This is a genomic window from Rhodococcus jostii NBRC 16295, assembly GCF_001894825.1.
In the GTDB taxonomy this organism is placed as follows: Bacteria; Actinomycetota; Actinomycetes; order Mycobacteriales; family Mycobacteriaceae; genus Rhodococcus_F; species Rhodococcus_F jostii.
In genome coordinates this window covers 248,606-259,079 of sequence record NZ_BCWY01000004.1, presented here as the reverse complement: position 1 = coordinate 259,079, position 10,474 = coordinate 248,606, and the positions used below count along the sequence as shown (strand labels likewise).

Annotated in this window: 10 protein-coding genes, 1 tRNA gene and 1 pseudogene; 10 read left to right on the top strand and 2 right to left on the bottom strand. The window is 67.0% G+C overall.

The features are described from left to right. The 9 genes and pseudogenes from RJ1_RS47260 to RJ1_RS05140 all read left to right on the top strand — a co-directional run. Window positions 1-704: pseudogene (locus RJ1_RS47260) on the top strand (hypothetical protein); the annotation flags it as partial. After that, window positions 701-1,447 (top strand): ESX secretion-associated protein EspG, encoded by a 747-nt coding sequence (locus tag RJ1_RS05175; RefSeq protein ID WP_073358891.1) that lies wholly within the window; start codon window positions 701-703, stop codon window positions 1,445-1,447. The pseudogene RJ1_RS47260 and the gene RJ1_RS05175, both read left to right, overlap by 4 nt. 16 nt (window positions 1,448-1,463) lie before the next feature. After that, window positions 1,464-1,937 carry a DUF309 domain-containing protein gene (locus RJ1_RS05170; RefSeq protein ID WP_073358890.1) on the top strand — a complete coding sequence of 158 codons (474 nt, stop codon included), beginning with the start codon at window positions 1,464-1,466 and terminating at the stop codon, window positions 1,935-1,937. Then, window positions 1,937-2,575, top strand: a complete 639-nt coding sequence (locus RJ1_RS05165) for an LON peptidase substrate-binding domain-containing protein (RefSeq protein WP_073358889.1) — start codon at window positions 1,937-1,939, stop codon at window positions 2,573-2,575. Before RJ1_RS05170 ends, RJ1_RS05165 begins: the two co-directional genes overlap by 1 nt. 61 nt (window positions 2,576-2,636) lie before the next feature. Then, window positions 2,637-2,713 (top strand) — tRNA-Met (locus tag RJ1_RS05160). 103 nt (window positions 2,714-2,816) lie between these two features. Continuing rightward, on the top strand, window positions 2,817-4,040 hold the full coding sequence (locus tag RJ1_RS05155) for a cytochrome P450 (RefSeq protein WP_073358888.1): 1,224 nt from the start codon (window positions 2,817-2,819) through the stop codon (window positions 4,038-4,040). A 33-nt stretch (window positions 4,041-4,073) separates the two neighbouring features. Continuing rightward, entirely contained in the window at window positions 4,074-5,669 is a 1,596-nt protein-coding gene (locus RJ1_RS05150; protein ID WP_073358887.1) for a phytoene desaturase family protein, read from the top strand. Between the two features lie 70 nt (window positions 5,670-5,739). Continuing rightward, window positions 5,740-6,579, top strand: a complete 840-nt coding sequence (locus RJ1_RS05145; RefSeq protein ID WP_073358886.1) for an alpha/beta hydrolase — start codon at window positions 5,740-5,742, stop codon at window positions 6,577-6,579. A 51-nt stretch (window positions 6,580-6,630) separates the two neighbouring features. Next, window positions 6,631-7,434: a transglutaminase-like domain-containing protein gene (locus RJ1_RS05140; RefSeq protein ID WP_073358885.1), complete on the top strand. Its 804-nt coding sequence runs from the start codon at window positions 6,631-6,633 to the stop codon at window positions 7,432-7,434. Between the two features lie 4 nt (window positions 7,435-7,438). On the opposite strand, the gene RJ1_RS05135 is transcribed toward RJ1_RS05140, so the two are convergent. Continuing rightward, window positions 7,439-7,819, bottom strand: coding sequence for a MarR family winged helix-turn-helix transcriptional regulator (locus RJ1_RS05135; protein ID WP_073358912.1), 381 nt, complete (start codon window positions 7,817-7,819; stop codon window positions 7,439-7,441). A 64-nt stretch (window positions 7,820-7,883) separates the two neighbouring features. Here RJ1_RS05135 and RJ1_RS05130 point away from each other — a divergent pair, with 64 nt between their 5' ends. Further along, window positions 7,884-9,380 carry an MFS transporter gene (locus RJ1_RS05130; RefSeq protein ID WP_073358884.1) on the top strand — a complete coding sequence of 499 codons (1,497 nt, stop codon included), beginning with the start codon at window positions 7,884-7,886 and terminating at the stop codon, window positions 9,378-9,380. Between the two features lie 54 nt (window positions 9,381-9,434). Here RJ1_RS05130 and RJ1_RS05125 read toward each other — a convergent pair whose 3' ends face one another. Continuing rightward, on the bottom strand, window positions 9,435-10,406 hold the full coding sequence (locus RJ1_RS05125; protein WP_073358883.1) for an alpha/beta hydrolase: 972 nt from the start codon (window positions 10,404-10,406) through the stop codon (window positions 9,435-9,437). Window positions 10,407-10,474 lie beyond the last annotated feature (68 nt).

Genomic DNA, 10,474 nt, shown 5'->3' with positions numbered 1-10,474 from the left:
ATTTGTACACGTTTCCTGAACGGTCCTGTCGAGTATTGGGGGTGGGTGGTGAGGGTGAGATTTCTTGGAGCACAACCGACGGCGACACCTCCGCCGCATCGGGCGACGGCGATTCGTCCGCGAACGGCGAGAACACTGCGGACAGGGATTCGGCGGCGGATAATGCCGCGACTACGTCCGCGGCGAATGCTGAAGCCGCTGCCAACCAGGGCGCCGGTACTGGATCCGGCTCAGCCGCGCAGACTGCTGCCGCGAATGCTCACAACGCAGCCGGCGCCGGTTCCCAGTCGGGCAGCGGCGCGGGCGCCGGGGGTTACCGTGGCGGAATCGGCGGAGGTTCGGGGTCCGGTGGCGGCGGCTCGGGCGTCGGGGGTTTGGCGTCGAGCGCGCGCCGGAAGACCGACAAGCGCGACTCCGAGTCCAACTCGAGTGGTGTGGTTCCGGGTGGTCCGATCCCGTCCGGTGGTGCTGCGGCCGGCGCCGGAGCGGCTGCCGCTGCCGCAGCGGCGACTCCAGTGAAGCCGAGTATGAGTCGTCCTGGGATAGCTATGCCACCGGAGATGATGGGTGCGCCCGGCCGTGCGGGCGGTAATGGTGACAACGACACGGAGCATCAGACGCCGAGCTACCTGATCACCGTCGACAGCGGCAACGAAATTGATCGGGAAACTCGACCCCGTCGCGCCCCGGTTATCGGCGCATGAACTGGCTGCTGACGTCAGCGCAGTTCATGTGTCTTTGGGAGGCAACCGATCTCGATCGAATGCCGTACCCGTTGCAGTACCGGTCCGCTGCCGCGACGGAGGACGAGTACGCCGTCCAGCAACGCGAACTGGAACAGTGGCGGACAGCGCTCGACGAGCCGAAACTGGTCGCGGCGATCCAGGCGCTGCGGAATCCGCAACTGTCCATCACCGTTCTTGCCCCCTCCCCCGAAGACTCCGGGCTGCGACTCAGGGGCAGCATCCGCGGCCGGGTCGCCGTCGTCGCCGAACAACTACGCGGCGCACCGGGCCGCGGCGACATCCGGATCGATGCCGGCGCGGAGAGCGTCGACTGGCTCGCCACCCAGCTTGTGAAGGATCTGCCCGACTGCCCGCCCGGACGAACGACGTCGCTGACCGCGCACCCCGACGATGTCCGAACCCGGAACACTGGATCTTCGGTCCTGCAGAACGCCCAAGTCTCCGACGGCACACTTCTGCGAAGGATCGTCAGCCGACCGCGGACGGGCATCGGCTATATCTGCATCCGGGGTGCGCGCAGCGGTCTCGTCGAGCCTGTTCTGGGCGAACTGACCTGGATCGACGTCGAAGGGGACGGCCGGTACCTCTATCACCAGGACGACCGCGTTCACCTGCGGTCCGCGAGCGCCCGGGTGGTCCGAGAGGAACTGTCGACACGTGTGTCGGCGGCCGTCACCAACCCTTCGCCGACCCACGACTGAGCGTTACCCTTGTCCCATGGCCGATCGGGACAGGGATGGGACGGGGAAACCCCTCAACGCACGCCCCCGCGACGAACTCGGCCGCCCCCTGCCCCATGACGCCGAGGGGGTACCGCGTATCCCCGACGATGTGCGGTTGCCGCCCGACGAGGCGATCACCGAGGCCCAGCGGCTGCTCGACCACGGCATGCCGTTCCACGCCCACGAAATCCTCGAAGGTACGTGGAAGATCGCCCCCGAGGACGAGCGGGAACTGTGGCAGGGACTCGCACAACTGGCAGTGGGGCTCACCCACCTGATGCGAGGCAACAAGACCGGCGCACGGTCACTGCTGCGCCAGGGCCACGACCGGATCCGGCACTACGAGGTGGAGGCGCCACACGGCCTCGACATCTCCGGTCTGCTGACGTGGTCCGAGCACCTCACGGACGAGATCGATCGCGTCGACCCACTTCCGGCGACGCCCGTACCCCGATTGAGAATCCCCTGATGACTCTGCTCCCCATGTTCCCGCTGGGCTCGACGATGCTGCCCGGTCAGCAGCTTCCCCTCCACGTCTTCGAACCCCGCTACCAGGAACTGGTCCGCGACTGCCTGGACGCACCCGACGGTCCCCGGTTCGGTGTGGTGCTCATTGCCCGTGGCAACGAGGTCGGCGGCGGCGACGTCCGCCACAACGTCGGCACCATCGCGCGGATCGAATCGCACGCCACGGTCGGCGACGGCCGGTACGAGCTGTTCTGCCGCACCGAGGAACGCATCAAGGTGTCGAAGTGGTTGCCCGACAACCCGTATCCGATCGCCGAGGTGGATGTGTGGCCGGATGAGAACACCGGCACCCAGACGGCGGACTACGAATTCCCATCTCTGATCGAGAGACTCGAATTCCTGTACGGCCTGCTCCGTCGTCTCGCGACGGAGACGGGCAATGTTCCGCCCGACGTTCCCGTCATCGGCGGCCTCCGCGGTTCGCTGGGTACGCGGCTCTACGAGATCGCCACCTACATTCCGATGGGTGACGCCGACCGCCTGCAGATCCTTGCCGCGGCGGGTGCGGACGAACGCTTGCGGGAAGTCTCCGAGGCGATCGAAAACGCCATCGAAATGGTGCAGTTCCGGCTGATGTGAGCTACCCCTCCCCGGGGTTGGTCAAGAGCACTCCGGGAAGGGTGTAGTGTTGTCAATGCAACGCGGGGTGGAGCAGCTCGGTAGCTCGCTGGGCTCATAACCCAGAGGTCGCAGGTTCAAATCCTGTCCCCGCTACCAAGTGGAAACGGCTCCGGAGATATCAATTCTCCGGGGCCGTTTTCGTTGTTCCACATCCTCCAGGACTAGAACGTATTCTCGTACGTGAGCCTCAGGAGGGACCGTGCAGCTCGCCGACGTCGATCTCTACAACCCGGACACCTTCGCCGCGGGCGTGCCCCACGAGATGTTCGCCACATTGCGGCGGGAGGCTCCCGTCTACCGGCACCTCGACGATCGGGGCAACCCCTTCTGGTGCGTCACCCGTCACGCCGACATCGTGACGGTGAACCGGGACGCCGAGACGTACTCGTCGTGGCGGGGCGCCACCTACATCGACGATCTGAGCCCGGACGATCTGGCGGGCCAGCAGTTGATGATGCTGAACATGGACCCGCCGGACCACACGGCGCTGCGCAAGATCGTGAGCAAGGGATTCACACCTCGCCGTATCGGCCAGCTGCACGAGATCCTCGCGCGGCGGGCCACCTCCATCGTCGACTCGGTGATCGAGCGGGGCGAGTGCGATTTCGTCGTCGATGTCGCGTCCGAGCTTCCCCTTCAGGCGATTGCCGACTTCTTGGGTGTGCCGCAGGAAGATCGCAAGCTCATCTTCGACCTGACGAATCAGATGATCGGCTCGTCCGATCCGGAGTTCCATCTCGCGGAGGGGCAGGAACGCGAGGCGGCCGCCCAGATGTTCGCTTACAGCCTGGCGATGTTCGAGGACCGCAAACAGCACCCTCGCGACGACATCGCGACAGCCCTGATCCAGGCCGACGTGCACGGGGAGAAGCTGGGCGAACTCGATTTCAACATGTTCTTCATGCTGCTCGCGGTCGCGGGCAACGAGACCACCCGCAACGCCATCTCGCACACCCAGTTGGCGTTGATGGAGCATCCCGAGGAGCGCCGGAAGGTGCTGGACGATCCGTCGAAGCTGGACGCGCTGATCGAGGAGGGTTTGCGCTGGGCCACACCGGTCATGCAGTTCCGCCGGACCGCAGCCAGGGACACGGTGCTGCACGACGTCGAGATCGCCGAGGGCGACCGGGTGGTGATCTGGCACATGTCGGGGAACCGCGACGAAGCGGTGTTCGACGACCCGTACACGTTCGACATCGACCGGCCCACCGCCCACTACTCGCAGCACATTGCGTTCGGTGGCGGCGGTCACCATTTCTGCCTCGGCGCCAACCTCGCTCGCGCCGAGATGAAGGTGATGCTGGGCGAAATTCTGCGTCGCATGCCCGACATGGAGCAGACCGCGCCTGCGCAACGCCTGCGCTCGAACTTCATCAACGGGCTGAAGCACCTGCCGGTGACGTTCACACCCTCGTCCATCTGAGCAGACCGGCGCCATGTCTGACAGCCTGGTCGAGTGAGCAACGTCGACGCAGTGGTCATCGGATCCGGTCCCAACGGCCTCGTCGCGGCCGCGACCCTGGCCGACGCGGGCTGGGACGTCGCAGTCGTGGAGGCGCAGCCGACGCCGGGCGGTGCGGTGAAGTCTGCGGAACTCGTCCCCGGCTTCACGTCGGACCTGTTCAGCGCCTTCTATCCGCTGTCCACGGTGTCGCCCGCGCTCCGCGGCCTCGACCTCGAGTCGCACGGACTGCGGTGGAGTCACGCGCCCCACGCGCTCGGGCATGCCCGGTCCGCGGCCGACGAGGACGCACCCGTGATCCATCCCGACCACGCGGACACGGCCGCCGACCTCGAGCGCCGTCAGCCCGGTGACGGTGTCGCGTGGACGGCGCTCGTCGAGCAGTGGCACGACATCAAGGAACCGCTGCTGAGCACCCTGTTCAGCCCGTTCCCGCCGGTACGGGGGCCGAGCCGGCTGCTGAGGCAGCTGGGCACGGCCGAGTCGCTGCGGCTGGCGCGGTTCCTCCTCCTGCCCGCGCGACGGATGGCTCACGAACTGTTCCGCGGTGAGGCGGCCCGACTGTTGTTGCTCGACGCGATGCACGCCGACGCCCCTCCGGACGCACCGGTCAGCGGCGTCATGGGGTACATCCTGACGATGCTCGCCCAGGACGGCGGCTATCCCGTTCCGGTCGGCGGCGCGGGCGCGTTGTCGGCGGCGATGGTGCGCCGGGCGGAGCACGCGGGTGCGCACTTCCACTACGGCGACGCCGTGACCGGGATCGAGGTGCGATCGGGTCGGGCGGTCGGGGCGCGGACGGTGTCGGGCGTCCACTACACGGCACGTCGGGCGGTGATCGCCGACGTCTCCGCGCCCGCGCTGTACGGGTCGCTGCTCCCGGAGCACGCCGTCCCCGCCCGCGTCCGGGCCGACCTGGAACACTTCGAGTGGGACACACCGGTGCTGAAGGTCAATTACGCGCTGTCGCAGAAAATCCCGTGGCGTTCACCGAGCCTGAGCGGTGCGGGCACCGTCCATCTGGGTGCCGACGACAACGGTCTCGTCCACTGGATGGCCGACCTGACCACCGGCACCATCCCCACCTCACCGTTCCTGCTGTTCGGACAGATGACGACCGCCGACCCCACCCGGTCACCGGAAGGAACCGAAAGCGCCTGGGCGTACACGCATCTACCCCGCGACATCACCGACGACGCATCCGCCGACCTGCTGGCGGCGCGGGTCGACGACGTTCTCGAGGCGCACGCACCCGGATTCGCGGAACGGATCGTCGGACGTGTCGTCCAGCGACCGTCGGATCTGGAGGCGGCCGATGCGAACCTCGTGGGCGGTGCCGTCAACGGCGGGACGGCCCAACTCCATCAGCAGTTGATCTTCCGGCCCGGTCCGGGCACGTCCCGCTCGGAGACCCCGGTCCAGGGTCTGTACCTGGGAAGTGCGTCAGCGCACCCGGGCGGCGGCGTTCACGGGGTGTCGGGCCTGAACGCTGCCCGCGCGGCGCTCGGCGAGGACGGACCGCGCGGATGGCTGCGGCGGCGCACCTCGCGCGCGGTAACAGACCTGCTGTCGAAGGGGCCGATCCCCTAATTTGCCCCGTGCCGGGGCACCGCACCGTGCAATGATCTGAGGCGTCGAATTCGGACCACGAAGGGGCATCATGCAGCATCGAGAATCATCCTTCGCCGGCGTCGGCGGAATTCCCATCGTCTACGACGTGTGGCTCCCCGAACGGCGCCCGCGCGGCGTGCTTGTGCTGTGCCACGGCTTCGGCGAACATGCCCGGCGCTACGACCACGTGATCGAGCGACTCGGGGCACTCGACCTCGCGATCTACGCGCCCGACCACCGCGGGCACGGGCGGTCGGGCGGCAAACGGGTCCATCTGAAGGACTGGACCGAGTTCACCGACGACCTGCACCAGCTGTTCGGTATCGCGTCGACGGACTGGCCAGGAGCCGACCGGTTCCTCCTCGGACACAGCATGGGCGGTTCCATCGCGTTGACCTACGCACTGGATCACCAGCAGGACCTGAAAGCACTCATGCTGTCCGGACCGGCTGTCGACGTCACGAGTGGGACACCGCGGATCGTGGTCGAGATCGGCAAGCTGGTGGGACGCTTTCTCCCCGGCGTGCCCGTCGAGTCGCTCGACGCGAAGTTGGTCTCCCGCGATCCGGCGGTCGTGGCGGCGTACGAGGAGGATCCCCTCGTCCACCACGGGAAGGTACCGGCGGGGATCGCGCGCGGGATGATCCTCGCCGCCGAACGGTTGCCGGAACGTCTGCCGTCGCTGACGGTTCCCCTGTTGCTCCAGCACGGTCAGGACGACGGACTCGCCAGCGTCCACGGCACGGAACTCATCGCGGAGTACGCAGGTTCGGAGGATCTCACGGTGGAGATCTACGAAAACCTGTTCCACGAGGTGTTCAACGAACCGGAGAACGAGGAGGTACTCGACGATCTCGTCGAGTGGCTGCGGCCGCGCGTTCAGGCCTGACTTCGGCGGGGGTGTTCTGCACCCCCGGGCGATGGATGCCAGGATGGGCGGATGAAACGTCACGTCACCGCCACTCTCGACGTCGAGGTCACCGACGCCACCAGTCTCGAATTCAAGATCGCGGTGGCCCGGACCCCGGGTTCGGAGCTGTCCGAATCGTTGACGTTCAGCCTCGACGGACACCGCGTCGAGGCACGAGAGATGGTGGCGGAGCACGGCACTCGCGTCCACCTGCTGGACAGCCCTCCCGGTTCCCTGCACGTCGAATACTCGGCTTCGGTTGTGGGCAAAGCCGATTCGCCTCCGGTCACCGACTACGACCTTTCGAAGTATCTGCGCCCGAGCCGATATGCCGAGGCAGACAAGTTCTTCGGTTTCACCGGGGGCGAGTTCAACCTGTCCAAGCCGCACCCGGAGCTACTCCAGGACATCACCACGTGGGTGGGATCGCGGCTGCTCTACCAAGCGGGTTCGAGCCGCTCCACCGACAGCGCCGTCGACACGATGCTCTCCGGGGCGGGCGTGTGCCGTGACTTCGCCCACCTCACGGTGGCGCTTCTCCGGGCTGTCACCATCCCGGCGCGACTGGTGGCGGTGTACGCGCCGGGATGCGATCCGATGGACTTCCATGCCGTCGTCGAGGCGTTCGTCGATTCGGAGTGGCGGGTGGTCGACGCGACGCAACTTGCCCCGCGTGAGGCGCTGCTGCGTATCGCCACGGGACGCGACGCCGCGGACACGGCCTTCCTGGACAATCATGGAGGGGCGATCACGCTGGAGAACACCGTGGTCACCGCCGTCGTCGACGGCGAGTTCCCGTCCGACGACTACGTGACGCCCACGTCGCTGACTTAACGAATCAGGTTGCGTCCGAGAGCCGTTCGGTGAGCACGCCCACCTGAATCTTCTTGGCGTCGGCGTGCACCGCACGGCCGGCGTCGGTGACGTCGACGAAGACTCCTCGCCGGTCTGCCTCACAGAGCGACCGGGCGACCAGGCCCGCCTTCTCCAGCCGGGCCACACTCCGGGACAGAGCGCTGGGGCTGAGATACATCTCGGCCGCCAGGTCCTGCATCCGGGGGCGGTCGCAGGTGGCGTCCATCAACCGGTCGAGCGTTTCGAAATCGCTCATGCTCAGGCCGTGAGCGTGTTGCATCTCACGATCCAGCTCGCAGGCGATCTCGTTGTATCTGCTCGCGAGCAGCCGCCACGTGCCGCGCAGGTCTGCATCAGAGCTCATGAACCGCACCCTAGCGCGCGCACGAAAAAGGTGCAAGCGAATTAAATGCAGACGAAATTAGTGCTTGCGCATTGATTGCACGTGCATCTACATTCTTCCTGTGACTATCAGCGACGCCACCCCGGACCTCGCCACCTCGTCGGGCGCCACCGCCACCCCGTCGACCGACCAGGCCTGGACACCCCACCTCTGGGGCGTCCTGGCCGTGCTGTGCCTCGTCATGTTCCTCGACGGTCTCGACGTCTCGATGGTGGGTGTTGCGTTGCCCTCCATCGGAACCGAACTGGGGCTGTCGACCACCTCGCTCCAGTGGATCATCAACGGATACGTACTCGGATTCGGTGGTCTGTTGCTGCTGGGCGGACGCACCGCCGACCTCCTCGGACGCCGCCGCGTCTTCCTGATCGCACTCACCGTGTTCGCCATCGCGTCCCTGGTCGGCGGACTCGTCGACAACGGCACGCTGCTCATCGCCAGCCGATTCGTGAAGGGCCTCGCCGCGGCATTCACGGCGCCGACCGCGATGTCGATCCTCACCACCACGTTCAAGGAAGGACCTGCCCGCAACCGGGCCCTGTCGATCTTCTCGGTCTTCGGAGCCAGCGGCTACTCGTCCGGCCTGATCCTGGGCGGACTGCTGACCAGCGCCGGGTGGCGCTGGACCTTCCTGATGCCGGTCCCGTTCGCGGTTCTCGCCCTGGTCGCCGGAACCATCCTCATCCCCCGCGACCGCGCCGCCGACAACGGCGGACACGACATCGTGGGCGCCGCCACGCTGGTGTCCGGCATGCTGCTCGCCGTCTACACCGTCGTGTCGGCACCGGCCCGCGGTTGGTCCGACCCACTGACGCTCGGCTCGTTCGCGCTGGCCGCCGCGCTGCTCGCGTCGTTCTTCGTCGTGGAGAACCGGGTGGCGCACCCGCTGGTGCGGCTGAGCATCCTCCGGGTCGGCTCGATCGTGCGGGCCAACCTCAGCATCGTCGCGCTGTTCGGCTCCTACCTGAGCTTCCAGTTCATGATGACCATCTTCCTGCAGTCGGTGCTCGGATGGTCGCCGCTGGAGATGGCGCTGGGTCTCCTGCCCGCCGGCATCATCGTGGCGTTCGGGTCGCCCTTCGTCGGACGCCTGATCGACGCGTTCGGCACGGCGCGCATGATCATCGCCGCCCTCACCTCGCTGAGCCTCGGCTACCTGTGGTTCCTCTTCGCCGGCAGCGATCAGCCGCACTACACGGTCGCCATCCTGCCCAGTGTGTTGCTGCTGGGCGTCGGTTTCGCCCTCGGATTCACGTCGATCATGGCGCAGGCCACGTCGGGCGTCGACGACTCCGAGCAGGGGTTGGCCTCAGGGCTGGTGCAGACGTCGGCGCAGGTCGGTGCGGCGCTCGTCCTGGCATTGACCACCGCGCTGGTCACCGCCGGTTCGCACACGGCCGCCGGTATCAGCGGCGCCGGATTCCACCAGTTCCACTCCGGCCTCGTGCTCGTCACCGGAGTCGCGCTGCTGGGCCTTCTCATCACGGTCTCGCCGCTGCTGCGCAGGGTGCTCAACCCCGCGTAGTTCCGAACAGCCAGAACGGGTGGGCACCGTGCCCACCCGTTCTGTCGTCGACGGCTAGGCCGAGTGCCGCTTCGACTCCGTGAGCGCGCGGGACGCGAAGTCGACGGTGAGCCCGATGATCGCGCGACTCTCCCGCAGGGCCTTGCCGATCACCGGGAACGCGTGGATCTGCCCACTCCAGAGGTGGGTCTCGATCTGCCGTCCCGCACGGTCGAAGTTGTCGGTGAGGATCTCGACGTCGGGCCGCATGATCTCGTACTCGGCGGCGGTGAGGAAGACCGGCGGGAACAACCCCGGGTCGGCGTTCACGGGTGACTGGGCGCCCGGAATCGTGTCGGGTCCGGCCAGCCAGCGGTCCTTCAGCTTGGCCACCTGCGACATCGGCAGGTACGCGTCGCGCTTCATGAAATCGGGATCGTGGTCCTCGAGGTCGAAGTTGAGCAGTGGGGAGTATCCGATCACGGCCGCCGGGCGCGTGATCCCCTTCAACGCGGCCACTTCCGCGACCTTCATCGCGAGATACCCGCCCGCGGAGTCACCGGCGACGATCACCCTGGTGGGGTCGTCGCAGACCTTCAGCACCTCGGTATACGCGGTCATGGCGTCCGCCAGCGACGCCCCGATCGCCCCCTTGGGTAGCTGCCGGTACTCGACGGAGACGACGGGCGCACCCGACCGGGCGGCGAGCAACCCGCACAGCGCCCGGTGGGTGGCGAGCCCGCAGAACACGAATCCGCCGCCGTGGAAGTAGAGGATGGTGGCGCCGTCCATCGAACCGAGCGTGGGCCGCGGATGGGTGATCTTCTCGCACGGCACCCCGCCGAGCGAGATCGCCTCGATGTCGAGACCCTTCGGCTTGGGAAGCCGGTCGATCAGTTCGTCGAGGGCCGCCAGCACTTCGATGCCGCGGTCCGTCATCGGCCATATCGTGAACAGCGGTTTGACGAAAGCCCTGGCGAACCAGAACGTCAGTTGTGCTCGCCTGCTGACATCCCAATGCCACACGATCGAGTCACGCGTTCGCATACTGCCCTCCCGAAGTGTTGCGTTCGCTCCCCACGGCCTCCCGCCACGGTAAATCGAAGCCACCCGTT